14 protein-coding genes are annotated in these 17,645 nt (G+C 64.8%); 11 read left to right on the top strand and 3 right to left on the bottom strand.

Annotated elements, in window-relative coordinates; all coding sequences use genetic code 11:
- The first annotated feature begins 89 nt into the window (after nt 1–89).
- Nucleotides 90–2,582 (top strand): tetratricopeptide repeat protein, encoded by a 2,493-nt coding sequence (locus tag ASG25_RS19695; RefSeq protein WP_062478289.1) that lies wholly within the window; start codon nt 90–92, stop codon nt 2,580–2,582.
- A 74-nt stretch (nt 2,583–2,656) separates the two neighbouring features.
- On the opposite strand, the gene ASG25_RS19690 is transcribed toward ASG25_RS19695, so the two are convergent.
- Nucleotides 2,657–3,106 carry a response regulator gene (locus tag ASG25_RS19690; protein ID WP_062478286.1) on the bottom strand — a complete coding sequence of 150 codons (450 nt, stop codon included), beginning with the start codon at nt 3,104–3,106 and terminating at the stop codon, nt 2,657–2,659.
- A 312-nt stretch (nt 3,107–3,418) separates the two neighbouring features.
- On the opposite strand from ASG25_RS19690, the gene ugpB reads away from it, so the two are divergent.
- The 4 genes from ugpB to ASG25_RS19670 all read left to right on the top strand — a co-directional run bounded on the left by ugpB (nt 3,419) and on the right by ASG25_RS19670 (nt 7,604).
- A complete protein-coding gene (gene ugpB, locus ASG25_RS19685; RefSeq protein WP_062478850.1) occupies nt 3,419–4,741 on the top strand; it encodes a sn-glycerol-3-phosphate ABC transporter substrate-binding protein UgpB in 1,323 nt (440 codons plus the stop codon).
- Nucleotides 4,742–4,815: 74 nt separating this feature from the next.
- On the top strand, nt 4,816–5,697 hold the full coding sequence (gene ugpA / locus ASG25_RS19680; RefSeq protein WP_062478284.1) for a sn-glycerol-3-phosphate ABC transporter permease UgpA: 882 nt from the start codon (nt 4,816–4,818) through the stop codon (nt 5,695–5,697).
- A gap of 9 nt (nt 5,698–5,706) precedes the next feature.
- Nucleotides 5,707–6,555: a sn-glycerol-3-phosphate ABC transporter permease UgpE gene (gene ugpE / locus ASG25_RS19675; protein ID WP_062478281.1), complete on the top strand. Its 849-nt coding sequence runs from the start codon at nt 5,707–5,709 to the stop codon at nt 6,553–6,555.
- Nucleotides 6,555–7,604: a sn-glycerol-3-phosphate import ATP-binding protein UgpC gene (locus ASG25_RS19670; RefSeq protein ID WP_062478278.1), complete on the top strand. Its 1,050-nt coding sequence runs from the start codon at nt 6,555–6,557 to the stop codon at nt 7,602–7,604. Before ugpE ends, ASG25_RS19670 begins: the two co-directional genes overlap by 1 nt.
- 8 nt (nt 7,605–7,612) lie before the next feature.
- Here ASG25_RS19670 and ASG25_RS19665 read toward each other — a convergent pair whose 3' ends face one another.
- Nucleotides 7,613–8,266, bottom strand: a complete 654-nt coding sequence (locus ASG25_RS19665; protein ID WP_062478276.1) for a GntR family transcriptional regulator — start codon at nt 8,264–8,266, stop codon at nt 7,613–7,615.
- A 455-nt stretch (nt 8,267–8,721) separates the two neighbouring features.
- Here ASG25_RS19665 and ASG25_RS19660 point away from each other — a divergent pair, with 455 nt between their 5' ends.
- The 6 genes from ASG25_RS19660 to ASG25_RS19635 all read left to right on the top strand — a co-directional run bounded on the left by ASG25_RS19660 (nt 8,722) and on the right by ASG25_RS19635 (nt 16,327).
- A complete protein-coding gene (locus ASG25_RS19660) occupies nt 8,722–9,933 on the top strand; it encodes an NRAMP family divalent metal transporter (RefSeq protein ID WP_062478847.1) in 1,212 nt (403 codons plus the stop codon).
- Nucleotides 9,934–10,022: 89 nt separating this feature from the next.
- Entirely contained in the window at nt 10,023–10,811 is a 789-nt protein-coding gene (locus ASG25_RS19655; RefSeq protein WP_062478273.1) for a 5-oxoprolinase subunit PxpA, read from the top strand.
- Nucleotides 10,808–11,614, top strand: coding sequence for a putative hydro-lyase (locus ASG25_RS19650; protein WP_062478269.1), 807 nt, complete (start codon nt 10,808–10,810; stop codon nt 11,612–11,614). Before ASG25_RS19655 ends, ASG25_RS19650 begins: the two co-directional genes overlap by 4 nt.
- Before the next feature lie 8 nt (nt 11,615–11,622).
- Entirely contained in the window at nt 11,623–13,221 is a 1,599-nt protein-coding gene (locus ASG25_RS19645) for a 5-oxoprolinase/urea amidolyase family protein (protein WP_062478266.1), read from the top strand.
- A 49-nt stretch (nt 13,222–13,270) separates the two neighbouring features.
- On the top strand, nt 13,271–15,001 hold the full coding sequence (locus ASG25_RS19640; protein ID WP_062478264.1) for a biotin carboxylase N-terminal domain-containing protein: 1,731 nt from the start codon (nt 13,271–13,273) through the stop codon (nt 14,999–15,001).
- 312 nt (nt 15,002–15,313) lie between these two features.
- Complete coding sequence (locus ASG25_RS19635; RefSeq protein ID WP_062478261.1) at nt 15,314–16,327, top strand: ROK family transcriptional regulator; 1,014 nt, start codon at nt 15,314–15,316, stop codon at nt 16,325–16,327.
- Here ASG25_RS19635 and ASG25_RS19630 read toward each other — a convergent pair.
- The gene (locus ASG25_RS19630; protein WP_062478258.1) at nt 16,296–17,528 is read right to left on the bottom strand and encodes an ROK family transcriptional regulator; all 1,233 of its coding nucleotides are present in this window, start codon (nt 17,526–17,528) and stop codon (nt 16,296–16,298) included. The two genes, ASG25_RS19635 and ASG25_RS19630, sit on opposite strands and share 32 nt — an antisense overlap.
- Nucleotides 17,529–17,645 lie beyond the last annotated feature (117 nt).

The raw sequence follows: 17,645 nt of genomic DNA, 5'->3' as shown, positions 1-17,645 counted from the left end.
CGTTTCAAGACAGCCGTTCGACCGGGTCCGGTATCGATGCGCCCTCCGCGCGCGTCGTTTCCTGCTCGGACAGTCTACCGGGAGTTCCCATGACCACCGCCCGCATCCTGCTTTTCTCGACGCTGGTCGCAGCAACGGCAACGGCAACCTATTACGGGTCCGTCTTCTGGCCGAAGGCTGAACTGTCGACGGGCTCGATCGTCGCTCCGCCTGCCGTCGACGAGACAGGCAACCGGCTGAGCTTGGTCCCGCCGACCCCCGCCGCGCGCCGAAACGAGCCGCGGCCGGCCGACCTGTTGCAGGACCTGCCGCCGGCAGCCGCTCTGCCCAAGACGGAGACGGACGCCAAGCCAGAGACGGGATCCGACACGCAGACGGGGGCTGAAACGAAAACAGAGGGTGAGGGCGAGGCTGGAACGGCAGCGGAAACCCGGGATGCTGCCGCTGAGGCCTCCGTCGACGGACCCGTCGACAAGAAACCGCAGGCCGCTCCGGATGCGACGGTAAAACCGGAGACCGTGATCAAGGCGCAGGTGCAACCTCAAACGCCCGCCAAATCGCCGGAAGGTGCGCCCGCGACCGCCGCGGCGCCTGCCGCGGCAACACCTGCAAAACCGAGCGTCGATGAAGGTGCTCTGCGATACTTCGCGCGTCAGGGCGACACCGTCCGGCTGCAGGCAGAGATCGCGCGCCTGCGCACGCTCTATCCGGACTGGGAACCTCCGGCGGATCCGCTGGCCGCTCCACCCAATGCCGATACCCAGCTGGAGGCCATGTGGGCGCTCTACGCGGAAACGCGCTACGCTGATGTCCGCAAGGCCATTGCCGACCGCCAGGCACGCGAGCCCGGCTGGCAGCCTCCGGAAAACCTGCTCGCCATGCTCGCGCTCGGCGAAGCCCGGCAGCGTCTCCTGAACGCCTCCAACCTTCAGCAATATCCGATCGTGGTCGATGTCGCAGCGGAAATGCCGCAGCTTCTGGTCTGCAGCGAGATCGACATTCTCTGGCGTTTGGCGGAGGCCTTCGCAAAGACCGACCGCGCGCAGCGCGCGGTGGATGCCTATACCTATATCCTCTCGAGCTGCACCGAAAGCGCGGACCGGCTGGCGACGGTGCAGAAGGCGGCTTCGCTGCTGCCCCGCCCGCTGGTCGAGCAGCTTCTGACACAGGAAAAGACCGATCCAACCGGCAAGGGCGAATTCGAGCCGGTCAAGGACGATCTGGCCCGCCAGTTCGTCGCGTCCGCCGGCGAAGACCCGAAGCTGGTCGTGCCCCCGACATATCTCTCGCGTCTCGAGCATGCCGCCGAGACCGGCGGGAAGGCTTCCGACGCCCTGCTGCTCGGCTGGTACTATCTCCGTCGCAACGCGACCGAGCAGGCAGAAACCTGGTTTCGCAAGGCGCGGACGGCGGAGGACTCCGCGACGGCGTCCCAAGGTCTTGCGCTGACGCTCGTCGCCCGAAAAACACCGGGGGAAGCGGAAGCCGTGCTTTATCCCTGGCGCGACACGTCCGACGATACGCGCGCGACCTATCTGGCGGCGGCGGCAAATCTGTTGGCGCTCGATCCGCCGGTCGTGATCGAAGCGGACGTGCTGCAACGCATCGCGCAGGAGGCAATGCGCGCCCGGAGCGCCGACGTCGCCCAGCAGTTCGGCTGGTATGCGCGCGCCTTCGAACAGCCCCAGCTCGCACTGCAGTGGTTCTCGACATCGCTGACCTGGGCGCCGGAGACGGAGCCCTCCGCCTATGGGCTTGCGATCACGGCAAACCAACTCGGCATGGCACGCGATGTCGCCCGCATCCAGAGGCAGTGGGCTGGTCGCTCACCGCGGATCGCACTGCTCGGCGAACAGCAGGACGACGTGGAAACCGCGCGCAGATTGCCGGCCGCAACAGTTGCCGACGACGCTCCGCGGCAGCCCGCCCGGCAAAGCGCGCGTGCGTCATCGGGAGAGGCTTCGACACAGGTGAGCGTCGAACCAGCAGCACCGCCGCGGCAGCGTCCGGCGCGCTCGGGCGCCGCGAGGCGCAACGTCGCATCGGCGTCGGGTCGAGGCTGCAGCACGTCCACGGACCCGTCCGGTCTCTCGGCCGGCGAGGCGCTGCGGCATGGCTGGTGCCTGATGGAGTTGAACCGACCCCTCGAGGCCGCACGTCATTTCGACGCCGCCATCCGCGGCGGGGATACGCGCATCCGCAGCGAAGCCGCCTATGGCCAGAGCCTTGCCTATCTGCGGCAGGGCCTGACCGACAAGGCATCGGTCGCAGCAACGCGTGGCTCCATGGATGCCGGGAAGGCGACCGAGATCCAGATCGCCCTTCTGACAAACCGTGCCCTGGCCGCCTTCGACCAGAAGCGCTTCTCCGAGGCCCTGATCCTGCTCGAACGCCGCGCGCAACTTGCGCCCGAGCGCGTCGATCTGATGGTGCTGCGCGGCTACGCTCTTCTTGGGTTGAAACGGTTCGGCGAGGCGATCCGCACGTTCGAGGCGCTCGCTGCGACCGGAAATCAGGACGCCATTCGCGGCCTTGCCAACGCTCGCGCGGCGACACCCGCAGCGGTTTCCTCGCGCCACTGAGAACAGGCGGCGGAGACACCCTCTCCGCCGCGTCGGCCGGCTCGTCAGGTGATCCATGGACGCCGAGGAAATCCTCAGCCGGCAAACAGCGTCATCTCGGGCGGCACGACGGCCAGGTCGCCCCGCCGGCGCGCGATTGCATAGGTCAACGCACCGCGCACGGCTTCCGGGCTAACAGGTTTCTTCAGAACGCCCATCGTACCGGGAACGCCGGTTCCCAGCGCTTCCGGATCCGATGTGGTGAAGATGACCGTGACATCGTGATCCCGTGCGAGAATTCGGCCGATCTCCGGGCCGCTCGGTCCGTCGGCAAGGTTCACGTCGACGAAAGCGATCGCGGCCAGACCGCCAATGCGAATAGCGTGCTTCTTCCTGCTGGCAAAACCGACGACGCCTGCATTCAGGCCTGCGGCTGACACAGCGTCTTCCAGATCGAGCGCCAGCAAAAGATGATCTTCGATGATCACGACGGGATAGTCGATGATCGGACGGCTCTGCCACCGGCGGACTGTGTTCTCGGTCATGACGCACTACCCATTTGACGTTGAGACTGCAGCTGAAATGGACAAAGACCAGATTTGTTCCAGTTTTATTTAATATTGAGCCAATCTTGAATCGTTAACGAAGTATTAACCGGATTTCTGAGCTGCTCCGACCGTTTTATACTTCGGCGGCGGGTACTGCTGGCCGATGCATGATCGTGGACGATGATCGATTGTCGGTTGCCGCCCCGGAAAAAGCCCGGCATATGTAACCGCTTGGTGACGGTCGAGGAGGATCGTCGCGCTGAGATCGCGAAGCGGCTTGTCCTGCTTTGCCAAACCGGGAGGACGTTCATGTTCAAGACATTCCTGAAGGCATCGACCCTGAAGGTAACGGCAGCGGCTCTTGCTTTGTCGGCTACCGGACCGCTTGCCGCATCGGCTGCGACCGACCTGCAATGGTGGCATGCGATGACGGGGGCGAACAACGAGGTCGTCAACCAGCTTGCCAAGGAGTTCAACGAAAGCCAGTCGGACTATACCATTACGCCGGTTTTCAAGGGCACCTATCCCGAGACGTTGAACGCCGGCATCGCCGCGTTCCGCTCCAAGCAGCCACCCGCCATCATCCAGGTGTTCGACGCGGGCAGCGGCGTGATGATGGGCGCCGAGGGTGCGATCATGCCGGCCGCCGAGGTGCTGCAGAAGGGCGGCTTCACCTTCGACAAGTCGCAATATCTGGCCGGTATCGCGGCCTACTACTCCAAGCCCGACGGCACGATGCTGTCCTTCCCCTACAACTCGTCCTCGCCGATCCTCTACTACAACAAGGATATCTTCGCGAAGGCCGGCCTGGACGCCGAAGCGCCGCCGAAGACCTGGCCGGACGTGTTTGCTGCTGCCAAGAAAATCAAGGCGAGCGGTGCCGCATCCTGCGGCTTCACCTCCACCTGGCTCACCTGGATCCAGACCGAAAATCTCGCAGCGTGGAACAATGTGCCATACGGCACCAACGAGAACGGCCTTGGCGGCAACGACGTCAAGCTCGAGTTCAACGCGCCGCTGTTCGTCGAGCACTTCCAGGCGATTGCCGATCTCGCGAAAGATGGCACCTTCCGGTACGGCGGTCGGACATCGGAAGCCAAGCAGTTGTTCATGTCCGGCGAATGCGCGATCCTGACGGAATCGTCCGGCGGCCTCGGCGACATCGTCAAGTCGGGCGTCAAGTACGGGATCGGCCAACTCCCCTATTACGAAGGCCATGGGCCGCAGAACACGATCCCGGGCGGCGCGAGCCTTTGGGTGTTCGGCGGAAAGAGCGACGCGGAATATGCGGGCATCGCGCAGTTCTTCAATTTCCTCTCCCAGACCAAGATCCAGGCAAGGCTCCACCAGGTCTCCGGCTACATGCCGGTCACCAATGCCGCCTATGAAGACACCAAGAAATCTGGGTTCTACGACAAGAATCCGGGCCGCGAGACGCCGATCCTGCAGATGATGGGCAAGGCACCGACCGAAAACTCCAAGGGCGTGCGTCTCGTCAACCTGCCGCAGGTTCGCGACATCATGAACGAGGAATTCGAAGCGATGCTGGCCGGAAAGCAGGATGCGAAGGCTGCCCTCGACAAGGCTGTCGAACGCGGCAATGCGGCGATCGCGGAAGCCATCGGCAACTGACCTGTCCTCACCGGCGTACCGACCCCTTTTGACGGGTCGGTACGCCGCCCGACTGCCGTCCCGAGGAGCACCCGGTGCACAACGTCGCCTTTCCCAACAAGATCCTGCCGTACCTGCTGGTCGCCCCGCAGATCGTTCTCACGGTGATCTTTTTCTTCTGGCCCGCAAGCCAGGCGCTCTACCAGTCCGTCATGCGCGAGGATCCGTTCGGCCTGAAAAGCGGCTTCGTCGGCCTTGCCAATTTTCGTGCCGTGCTGTCGGATCCGAACTATATCCACGCCCTGCAGGTCACCGTGGTCTTCAGCATTCTGACCGCGCTTGTCTCCATGGGCGTCGCGCTGTTGCTGGCGACGGCTGCCGACAAGGTGGTGCGCGGCCAGACCTTCTATCGGACTCTGCTGATCTGGCCCTATGCCGTTGCGCCGGCCGTGGCCGGCATGCTCTGGCTCTTCATGTTCAATCCGGCCATGGGGACATTCGCCTACCTGTTGCGTCGCAACGGCTTTGGATGGGACCCCTTGCTGAACGGCGAGCAGGCGATGGCACTGGTCGTCGTCGCTGCCGCATGGAAACAGATCAGCTACAATTTCCTCTTTTTCGTCGCCGGGCTGCAGGCCATTCCGAAAAGCCTGATCGAAGCAGCATCGATCGACGGCGCGCGCGGCGCGCGACGGTTCTGGACGATCGTCTTTCCGCTGCTGGCGCCGACCACGTTTTTTCTGCTCGTGGTCAACACCGTCTACGCGTTCTTCGACACGTTCGGCATCATCCATTCCGTGACCGGCGGCGGACCTGCAAAGGCAACAGAGACGCTGGTGTACAAGGTCTACAATGACGGCTTCGTCAATCTGAACCTGGGCTCCTCGGCCGCCCAGTCCGTCATCCTCATGGTGATCGTGATCGCGCTCACGGCGTTCCAGTTCCGCTTCGTCGAGAAGCGCGTGCACTATGGTTGAGGCCTTGAGATGATCGAAAAACGCCCCATCGCCAACCTTGTCGGCCACGCCATCCTGATGCTCGGCATCATCATCGTCGCCTTCCCGATCTATTACACGTTCATCGCGTCCACGGCGACGTCGGAGGCGATCATCCGCCCGCCCATGTCGCTGCTGCCGGGCGGCCACTTCGTCGAGAACTACACGGAAGCGCTGACGGGTGGCGTCGAACGCGTCGTCGGCGTGAGCCTCGAACGGCTGCTCTTCAATTCCTTCGTGGTCGCCATGGCAATCGCGGTCGGCAAGATCGTCATCTCGTTCCTTTCTGCCTTTGCCATCGTCTTCTTTCGATTTCCGTTCCGCATGGCGTTCTTCTGGATGATCTTCGTCACGCTGATGCTGCCGGTCGAGGTGCGCATCCTGCCGACCTACAAGGTGATCGTCGATCTCGGACTGATCGACACCTATGCAGGATTGACCCTGCCCCTGATGGCGTCGGCGACGGCAACGTTCCTTTTCCGGCAGTTCTTCCTGACCATTCCGGGAGAACTCGTCGAAGCGGCGCGCATCGACAATGCGGGCCCGTTCCGTTTCATGCGGGATATCCTTCTGCCGCTGTCGAGCACCAACATCGCGGCCCTGTTCGTCATCCTCTTCATCTACGGATGGACGCAGTATCTCTGGCCGCTGCTGGTCACGAACGACGCAAAGATGAACACGGTCATCATCGGCCTGCGGCGCATGGTGGACTTTACGGACGCGTCCACGCCGTGGAACTACGTGATGGTCACGGCGATCCTCGCCATCATTCCCCCCATTCTCGTCGTGGTGCTCATGCAGCGCTGGTTCGTCAAAGGTCTCGTGGAGACGGAAAAATAATGGCCAATATCGTTCTCAACGACGTCCGCAAAAAATATGGCAATGTCGATGCCATCAAGGGCATCTCGCTGGATATCGCCGATGGCGAATTCCTCGTCCTCGTCGGACCTTCCGGCTGCGGGAAATCTACGCTGCTGCGCATGATCGCGGGCCTGGAGAGCATCACCGGCGGCGAGATCTCGATCGGCGGACGCGTGGTCAACACGCTGGAACCCTCCGAACGCGACATCGCCATGGTCTTCCAGAACTACGCGCTCTATCCGCACATGTCGGTACGCCAGAACCTGGCCTATGGCCTGAAGAACCGTAACACACCCCCGGCCGAAATCGACCGGCGCATTGCGGCGGCCGCAAAGGCTCTTGAAATCGAAGGTTTTCTGGAGCGCAAGCCGCGGCAGCTCTCGGGCGGCCAGCGCCAGCGCGTCGCCATGGGCCGCGCGATCGTGCGCGAACCCGCGGCCTTCCTGTTCGACGAGCCGCTGTCGAACCTCGATGCGAAACTGCGTGTCCAGATGCGCGTCGAGATCAAACGGCTGCAGAAATCCCTGAAGACGACCAGCGTTTACGTCACGCACGACCAGATGGAGGCGATGACGCTCGCCGACCGGCTCGTCGTTCTGAACGGCGGCGTGATCGAGCAAGTGGGAACGCCGATCGAACTTTACGAAAGGCCGGCAACCACCTTCGTGGCCACCTTCATCGGCTCCCCCTCCATGAACCTGCTGCCCGGTGTCTCGAGCGATGCCTGGAGTCTTGATCCGGGCATCACGTTGCCGGCGAAAAGCGCGACACTCGGTATCCGTCCGGAGGATCTCCACCTCTCCGAGGATGGCCGGACGGGCGATGCCTTCCGCGCGGATGTAAAGGTCGCGGCGGTCGAGCTCGTCGGTGCGGAAAGCTACGTTCACGGGCATCTGACGAACGGCCAGCCGATCATCTTCCGCGTTGCGGGCCGGTCTCGCATCCTGATGGACGACATGGTGCCTGTCGCCGCAAACCGGCAGGCCCTACATCTCTTCGACGCGGACGGCCGCCGCACCGATGGCTAAAGCGCGCGTCAGCCGATCCTTGAAAATGCGGCGAGGACGGTGCGCTCCGACTGGGTGAGGTAGGCCTCGAGCAGGTCGGCCGCCTCCTGCGTCCGTCCGGCTTCGAGATGGTCGAGGATCGCGGCGTTGAGATCGACATACGGCGCATGGAGAAGTTCGGGGTCGGCAAGCAGGCCGAAACTCAGACGAAGCTCTGCGGCAATCTGGGCATAGAACGCATTCAGCCGCTCGCTGTCGGCCAGCTCGACGATACCGGCGTGAAACACCATGTTCTGGCTTCCCACGCTGCCCCAGTGCTCGGCGTCGCGCGCGACTTTGGCAGCTTCGACGGCCCGCCGCATGCGCGCGACCGCGGGGTGGTGCGGGTAGGCCCCGGCCAGCGCCTGACACTCGATCATGCGCCGGACCCTGTAGATATCCAGGATCGACGCCATGCTGGGCGTGGCGACGAACATGCCGCGATTGGGCTCGTGCCGCAGCAGGCCTTCCTTCGTGAGGAGACGGAAGGCCTCCCGAAGCGAGTTGCGCGAGACGGCGAAATCCGCGCTCAGCGCCGCTTCCGACAGGCGTTGCCCCGGCTTCAGTTCACCGGCGATCAGCCTGTCCCGGATCTTCTCTGCAAGGCGCGGCGCCAGCGCCGATATCATGTCCTGTTCTGCCATTGAAAACGCGGTCCCCCAGGCACCCCATGCGTTGCGTGCGCGCCGTCATCGCAGCGATATCGCGGATCATGTCCAAGGGAAACCTCCTGCGATCGGTCTGAGCGCCTCGTCACACGATTTCGACGGCATGCCGGGACGGGACGCGACAGACGGTCAAGACATCCACGGATCCCGAGCGGGCAAATGTCCTATCCTCTTGCTGAAAAGACCGGCAACGCCTCGTTTTTCTGCTTGCTCGCAGAGCATTCTGCCACGAATTCGAGCATCAACGTAGAACGATGCAATAAAATCGTTGAACGATATTGACAGGGTTGTGAAACGCGGCGACCTTACTCCGATAAAACAGCCGCACGACCCTGGGCTCATAGGGCGACGCGGACAACAAAGAGGGTAACATGGCCGAAACACCCATATCGTCTCCCGCACCGTCGCAGGGCAATCCCGCAGCCGGTAGCATGTCGACAAAGTCTCGCAGAGCGGCGCTGGTTGCCGCCATCTTCCTGATGGCCACCTCCGCGATCGGTCCGGGCTTCATCACCCAGACGGCGACCTTCACGACGAAGCTCGGCGCTGCCTTTGCGTTCGCCATTCTCGCCTCCATCGTCATCGATTTCGTCGTCCAGCTGAACATCTGGCGGATCGTCACGCTGACGAAGATGCGCGCCTCCGATATCGCCAACGCCGCAGTCCCCGGCACCGGCTATCTGCTCGCCATTCTCGTGATCGTCGGCGGACTGTTCTTCAATGTCGGCAACATCGGCGGCGCCGGCCTCGGCCTGAACGCGATGCTCGGTGCGGATCCGAAGTGGGGCGGCGCGATCAGCGCCCTGATCGCCATTGCCATCTTCCTGTCCAAGAAGGCCGGCGTTGCGATCGATCGGCTCATCGTCGTGGCCGGCATTCTCATGATCGTGCTCACGCTCTATGTCGCCGTGGTCTCGGCACCGCCGGTCGGCGACGCGCTGTTTCAGACGTTTCTTCCGAGCACGATCGATTTCGCCACGATCACCACCATCGTCGGCGGCACGGTCGGCGGCTATATCACCTATTCCGGCGCGCATCGCCTGCTCGACAAGGGCACGGTCGGCATCGAGAATCTCGGCGCGGTCAATCGCGCAGCTCTGACCGGCATCGCCGTGACGGGTCTCATGCGCTACGTGCTGTTCCTCGCTATCCTCGGCGTGGTGGCCAGCGGGGCCGTCATCGATATCTCCGGAAAGGGCGCGAATCCTGCGGCCCAGGCGTTCCAGGCGGCCGCCGGCGATGTCGGTTACCGCATTTTCGGCGCCGTGCTCTGGTTCGCCGCCATCACCTCGGTCATCGGAGCGGCCTACACGTCCGTATCCTTCATCACGGTCTTCAAGAAGGACATCTCCGAGCGCAGCCGCAACATTGCAACGGTCATCTTCATCGGCGTGTCGCTGCTGGCCTATGTCCTCATCACGACACCACCCGCGCAGATGCTCGTGTTCGTCGGCGGGCTTAACGGGCTCATCCTTCCCATCGGCCTGTCGATCTTCATCTATGCGGCCTGGGCACGCTCGGACCTGATGGGCGGCTACCGCTATCCGCGCTGGCTTCTCGTGCTGGGTGTGCTGGCCTGCGCCCTTACCTGGTACATGGGGTACCGCTCGATCGGCCCGATTTTCGCGCTGTTGACCGCATAGGGCACCAGAACCACCCGGACGCGACGCGGTTTGCGTCCGGACACACACCATCTCGGTGACGAGCCAACGACCAAGGGTAGGAGCGCGACATGAAAGCCATCGATCTCAACAGCGACCTCGGCGAAAGCTACGGCGCCTGGGATATGGGTGACGATACGGCCATGCTTGCCATCGTCTCCAGTGCCAACATCGCCTGCGGCTTTCATGCCGGCGATCCCGGGGGGATCCTGCGCACTGTCCGCGCCGCTGCTCACCACGGCGTCGCCATCGGCGCGCACGTCTCGTATCCCGACCGCGTCGGCTTCGGCCGGCGCGACATGGACGTCACATCGGACGAACTCATCGCCGACGTCATCTATCAGATCGGCGCCCTGAAGGGCATGGCTGCGGCCGCCGGAACCAGGGTCAGCTACGTCAAGCCGCATGGCGCCCTCTATAACAAGATCGCCAACGACCCGAAGCAGGGACAGGCCGTCATCGACGGCATCAAGGCGATCGATGACGGCCTCGTCCTGATGGGGCTTGCCGGCACGCCGATCCTCGATCTCGCGCGCCGCGCCGGACTTGCCGTCGTCACCGAGGCCTTTGCCGACCGCGCTTACACGCCGGAAGGCCGGCTCGTGTCCCGCAGGGAGGCGGGCGCCGTGCTTCACGACCCGGAAACCATTGCGCAGCGCATGGTCCAGCTGGCCCGTGACGGCACGCTGACCGCCATCGACGGCTCCACCATCCGCATCGAGGCGCAATCGATCTGCGTTCATGGGGACAGCCCCGGCGCCGTTTCCATCGCCCGCGAAATCCGACGCGCCTTCGAAGCAGAGGGACTTTCGGTGAGATCCTTCCTGCCGGGCGTCGAAAACACCGGGAGATCCTCGTGATTGCCATCGAACATCTACGCCATGTCGACGCAACCTGCGCCCGGGAGGCCCGCGCGCGTTACCGCGCCGGCAGTGTCGCGCCCACATCCGGTGTCGCGCCCGGCTTCACGCAGGCCAACATGATCGTGCTGCCGCGCGATTGGGCGTTCGATTTTCTGCTCTACGCCCAACGCAACCCGAAAGCTTGTCCGGTTCTCGACGTGTCGGACCCCGGATCACACAGCACCCTGCTCGCGCCCGACGCGGACCTTCGGACCGACGTGCCGCTCTACCGCATCTGGCGGGACGGCAAGCTTGCGGAAGAAACCGCAGACGCCCGGGCCGCCTGGGCCGAGCATCCTGATCTCGTCAGCTTTTTGATCGGGTGCAGCTTCACCTTCGAGACGCCGATGGCCGAAGCCGGCATCGAGATCCGCCACATCACCGACAGCTCCAACGTGCCGATGTATCTGACCAATCGACCCTGTCGCCCGGCCGGACGCCTCCACGGCAATCTCGTCGTCTCCATGCGGCCCATCCAGGCCGGTCGTGTTGCGGATGCCGCAACCATCTCCGGTCGCTTTCCGGCCGTGCATGGCGCACCGGTCCATGTCGGCGCGCCGGAGGAGATCGGTATTGCCAACCTCGCAAAGCCGGAATTCGGCGACGCCGTGCGGATCGAGCCCGGCGAAGTTCCCGTATTCTGGGCCTGCGGCGTGACGCCCCAGGCGGCCGTCATGGCCTCCGGCGTGCCTTTTGCCATCACCCACGCGCCGGGGCACATGTTCATCACCGATATTCCGGATTCGGCCTACCACGCCTGAGGATCACGATGCGCTTTCTTCCCGTCAGCCTGACCACACTGCTTGTCGAGCTTGCCGATCTCCAGGAAACGCTAGCGCTGTTTGCCTCGCTGGAGGCCGAGCCGGTATCCGGCATTGTGGACCTGGTGCCGGCCGCCCGCACGTTGATGATCCGTTTCCAGGCAAGCTCCTCGACGCCCCAGGCACTGGCGCGAGAGGTCGCAACGCGGGATCTCTCGGCGCGTATCGCACCGTCCGACAAGCGCGTTGACATCCCCGTGCGGTACGAAGGCGAAGATCTGGCTGACGTCGCCGAGCTCACGGGCCTCTCCGTCGACGAGGTCATCCGTCGGCATGTGGACAGCGCGTTCACCGTGGCCTTCTGCGGCTTTGCGCCCGGTTTCGGCTATCTCGTCGGCGGAGACCCCGCTCTGCAGGTACCGCGTCGCCAGAGCCCTCGCACCCGTATTCCGGCCGGGTCGGTGGCGCTCGCAGGCGCTTTCAGCGGGGTCTATCCGCAGGAAAGCCCCGGAGGCTGGCAGATCATCGGCGTGACGCCCGAAAAGATGTGGGACCTGTCGCGCGATCCGCCCGCGCTCTTCCAACCAGGCTACCACGTGCAGTTCTACGATCTGGCGAAACGCTCCTACAGCGTGGCTTCACCGATCTCCCCGAAAACGGTCGTCGCCTCGAATGCCGATGCAGGCGGCGTGTCCTTCACCGTCCTTGCCGCGCCCATGCCGGCGCTTTTCCAGGACGCGGGCCGCTTCGGCCAGACCGGGCAAGGCGTCTCCTCAGCCGGCGCGCTCGACCAGGGCGCCTACCGCGCCGCCAACCGCGTGGTGGGCAATCCGCCTGGTAAAACCTGTCTCGAACTGACGCTCGGCGGCTTTTCCGTCTCGGTTTCCGGCCGCACGGTCATCGGCATCACCGGTGCTCCCTGTCCGATCGAAATCCGGGATGTCGAGGGGCGCGTGCAGCAGGCCGAGACATACCGTCCGATCTCGCTGGAGCCCGGCGATGTCGTGACCTTGGGCGAACCTGCCAGAGGTATGCGCAGCTATCTTTCGGTGCGTGGCGGCTTCGACGTGACACCCATTCTCGGCAGCACCTCGACCGATACGCTCGCCATCGTCGGCCCGGATCCCGTGATCAAGGGGGCCGTTCTCAAGGCCGGCACCGATATGGCGGGGCTTGAAGCGGTGTCGATCGAGGAAACGGCAGCCTTCGTTCACCCCGCAGCGAACGACATCGTCACGCTGGACGTGGTGCTGGGGCCGCGCAGCGACTGGTTCACCGAAGCGGGCCTCGATGCGCTGTCGTCCCAGGTCTTCCACGTGACGCCGCAATCCAACCGGGTCGGCATTCGCCTGGCGGGCGATACCCCGCTAGAACGTCGGGACAAGGCGGAGCTGCCGAGCGAGGGGACCGCCACCGGAGCGATCCAGGTGCCGCATAGCGGGCAGCCCGTCCTGTTCCTCGCCGATCATCCCCTGACCGGCGGCTATCCCGTCATTGCGACGGTTGCCGACTATCATCTCGACCTGGCCGGCCAGATCCCGGTCAATGCCCGCATCCAGTTCCGGCCGATCGCGCCGTTCGCAGACATCGTGCCGGCCAAGGCCTGATGCGCCTGCTCGTGCCCTTGCCATCGGCCACCTCAGAGGGAGGATACGCATGAAGAAAGTTCTGATCGCCAATCGGGGCGAAATCGCCGTCCGGATCATTCGTGCCTGCCGCGACTACGGCGTCGGCTCGGTCGCTGTCTATGCCGATTGCGATATCGATGCGCTGCACGTGCGCCTGGCGGACGAGGCCTATGGCCTTGATGGCAACCGGCCTGCCGACAGCTATCTCGACATCGACAAGCTGATCGCCATCGCCAAGCGGTCCGGCGCGGATGCTGTGCATCCCGGATACGGATTCCTCTCGGAGCGAGCCGAGTTCGCGCGGGCTGTGCAACAGGCAGACCTCATCTGGATCGGCCCCGATCCTCACGTCATCGAAGCGCTCGGCGACAAGGTCGAGGCGCGGCGCATCGCAACCCGTGTCGGGGCCCCGCTCGTGGCCGGCAGCGACGGCCCGGTCGAAACCGCAGCAGAGGTCATCGCCTTTGCCGACGCTCATGGCCTTCCCGTCGCCATCAAGGCGGCCCATGGCGGTGGCGGGCGCGGCCTCAAGGTCGCGTGGAAACGCGAGGACATTCCGGATCTCTACGACTCCGCCGTGCGGGAGGCGACTGCCGCCTTCGGGCGCGGCGAGTGTTTCCTCGAGCGCTTCCTCGACAGGCCTCGCCATATCGAAGCGCAGGTGCTGGCCGATCGCCACGGAAATGTCGTCGTGCTGGGGACGCGTGACTGCTCCCTGCAGCGTCGCAACCAGAAGCTCGTCGAGGAGGCCCCTGCCCCCTTCCTCAGCGACGCGCAACGGAACGAGATCCATCGGTCCGCGGCCAGCATCTGCAAGGCCGCCGGCTATACCGGTGCGGGCACCGTCGAATTCCTGCTCGGCATTGACGGCACCATCTCGTTTCTCGAGGTCAATACGCGCCTGCAGGTCGAACATCCGGTGACGGAGGAAACGACGGGTATCGACCTCGTGGTTGAGCAGTTCCGTGTTGCCGATGGGCTTCCGCTCGGCGTTCTGGAGACACCGGCGCCGCGGGGCCATTCCATCGAGTTTCGGATCAATGCGGAGGATCCCGGCCGCGGTTTCCTGCCGACGCCCGGCACCATCACCGAGTTTCGTCCGCCTTCAGGTCCCGGCATCCGCCTCGACAGTGGCGTCGTCACTGGATCGACGGTGCCAGGGACCTTTGATTCCCTGACATCGAAGCTGATCGTCACCGGCGCGAACCGGGAGCAGGCCCTGGCACGCGCCCGTCGGGCCCTGGCCGAATTTCGCATCGAGGGCATCGCCACTGTCCTGCCCTTCCACCGCGCTGCCATCGAGACCGCCGATTTCCGGGGCGAAGACGGCTTCAAGGTGCATACGCGCTGGATCGAGACGGATTTTGCCGCCCTTCCCGAGGCGGCTCCCCGCCCCGTTGTGCCGACGCCAGCCGGCATGATGCGCACACATATCGAGATCGACGGCCGCCTCCACGCCGTCGGCCTGCCGACAGCGCTGCTTGCAGGGCTCGGCGGGGCCGGTGGGACACCGGGCACACCAGCGGTGGGAACCCCAGCCACGGTCGATGTCACGGAGGTCATCGCCCCTATCTCCGGGACGCTGCAGGTATGGAAGGCGGTTGACGGCGATGAGGTCCAGGAAGGCGAGCTGATCGCCATTCTCGAGGCCATGAAGATGGAAACACAGGTCACAGCCCATCGCTCGGGTCGCTTGCGCATCGTTGCCGAACAGGGCGCCTACCTCTCCGCCGGTACGGCGATCGGTTCGATCGCTTAGGCTCCCTCGTCATTTGCGGGCACATCGCGCTTCCACTCTTGCGAGGGAACGCCAGACGTTGCAGGGTCGAGACGGCTCAAGCGTCATGTCCGGCGAACGCATGCCTCGGCGCGGGAGCGGACATTTCACGGGCGCGAGGAACATGCACCAGATGCCTGACGACAGCAGGAACGGGAAACGGCGGTCGTGTGCGCACGGGCTGACACCGGTCGACATGGGAGGCCGAGACCCATGAGGCCGGGACAGCGGTTGACGCGCACGACGTCACGGAGCCTTATAGCGGAGGAGCCCGGGATCGGGCCGGGGCCGGGCATGAGCCCCGGAGACATTGCCGATCACAATTCGCGGGTCGCGCTGAGCCTCCTCAGGACCTTTGGGCCGCTGACCCGGCAGGAGCTGTCCAACCGTCTCGGCCTGACCGAACCAGCCGTAACGGGCATCATGAACCGGCTCGATGCACAGGGCCTGGTCCTGAAGCGCAAGCGCGCCGGGACCGGGCGCTATCATGCCGCGGAATTCACGCTGCAGCCCGGGGGCGCATGCGGGCTGGGCGTCAGCCTGTCCGTCGACGCGGCCGAGGTGGTGCTTGTCGATCTCCTAGGCGCGGTCCTCGCGCGCGAGGTCCTTTCGGGGTCCGACATCGGGGCAAAGCTGCCCGAAGCGGTGAAGGCGGTGCTCGCCAAAGCCGAGGAGCGTGCACCCGTCGGCCTCGGCTTCGCCTTTGCCCCGGACTGTGCCCCTGAAACGGAAACGGTGGAACGACTTCTGCCGGGGCGCCCCGTCTTCTTGATGCCGGATACGGAGGCCTGTCTGACCGGCGAACGCCTGCTCGGGCTCGGCGAGCCGGAAGGGGGGCTGGTGGTGGTGCTGATCGACGAGACGGTTCGGGCCGGACTCTTCATCGGCGGCAAGACGTTTCGCGGGATGAACGGGCGGGCAGGCCAGATCGGCGACATGCGTCCAGGACGGCTGCACCCGAGCCTGACCGAAGTGGCCAACATCCGGGCGTATCAGCGCGCGCGAGACGCCGGACCGCCGGCGCTTTCCGACTGGATCGAAACCGTGGCCGGGCGCCTGCTGGAAGCGGTCGTCGCCATCGCCGGCTTCGTCTCGCCCGGCGCCCTGCTCCTCGGCGGAGCGCTTCCGGATATCGTGCTCGATCGCCTCATGGCCTGCATGCAGGTTCAACGCACCGATCAGGCACGCACCTTCGTGGCCGCACCCTGGATTCCGCCCATCCGGCGCGTCTCGCTGGACGGCGGCGGCATCGGGATCGGGGCCGCGATGACGCCGATCATGGAGCTGTTGCTCGCGCGGTCAGCCTGACGCCGTTTGGATGAGCCGACAGCGGGACGCGCTCCCGTTGCGCCGCCTCCGCGGTCGGCAGGCACAGCCGATGGGCAAGCGGCATGGTTGCCGCCCCCAGCGCCGCGGCATCGTCCGATCCCGCGGCGCGATGCAGGGAGGGCGGCGTCACGCCGCGGCGGGTGATCTCCTCGCGGGTGTAGACCAGGAGCTCATCGATCATCCGGACCGGGAGACGCCCGCCGATCAGCACGGCATCGGGATCGACGATCATGCCGATGTCGATGATGGCCTCGGCCAGCGTGATGCTGATCCTGCGCAGCCAGGCGCTGACGAGCCCGCGCGCCGTGCCTGTCAGGGCGGCCAGCTCCGTCGGCGTGGAAACGGAAACGCCGTGCTGCCGCAGATGATCGTAGAGAATGAAAAGCGAAAACATCTCGCCGAGCGGCTGCGTCTTGCCGGAGCAAGGCCCCTCGTCGATCACGACAGGCAGCCACCCGATTTCGCCGCCGAGACCGCTTGCACCCTTGTGGCGCATGCCGTCGATGACGAGACTGCCGCCAAGGCAGGCGTTGACGAAGATGTAGAAGAAACTGCTGATTTCGGTACCGAAGCCATATTCGATCTCGCCGAGAGCCGCGGCGTTGGCGTCGTTATCGATGAAGACAGGATGGCTGGTGATGCCGGCAAGCGCGCCCCGCACGTCGAAGCCGCTCCACCGGGCATAGGTGTCCGGGCGGCCAATGACCGGCACTTCGCCGAGCCAGTCGGGGATGGCGAGGCCGATCCCGGCCAGCCGCGGCTCCTGGATGACCTTTCGCCGCAGGAAGGACGAAACCGCGTCTCCCATCAGCGCGACGAAGGTCTCCGGCATCAGGAAGCGTTCCTCGTGGTGAATGCGCCCGCGCACGGCACCGGTCGCGTCCACCGCAACGACGGTCAGATGGTCGCGATCGATGTTGGCGCCGATCGAGAAGACGCCTTCGGGATCGATCTCCAGCTCGATGGCCGGCTGCCCGCGCAGGCCCTGACGTCGCCGCGCCTCCATGACGACCCCTTCATCGAGCAGGCGATCGACGATCCGCGTCACGGTCTGTTTTGTGAGCCGGGAGCGGTGTGCGAGTTCCGTGCGCGAGATCGGAGCTTCGCGATAAATATCACTCAGGATCGTGGCGCGGTTCTGCGCCGCCGCCTGCTCGCCATTGGATCCGGCAAAGGTCACACGACACCTCTCTTCATGCTCGAACGAACGCCCCGCGCCGCACGGCTCTCGCCTCGACGGAAACGGACATTCGCCCTGGTCTTGCAGGGGTGAAAAAGGCCCGCACGTCTTGCGACA

This window comes from Rhizobium sp. Leaf384 (assembly GCF_001424065.1).
GTDB lineage: Bacteria > Pseudomonadota > Alphaproteobacteria > Rhizobiales > Rhizobiaceae > Ferranicluibacter.
The sequence above is the reverse complement of the archived record's forward strand: the minus strand, read 5'-3'. Positions and strand labels throughout refer to the sequence as shown.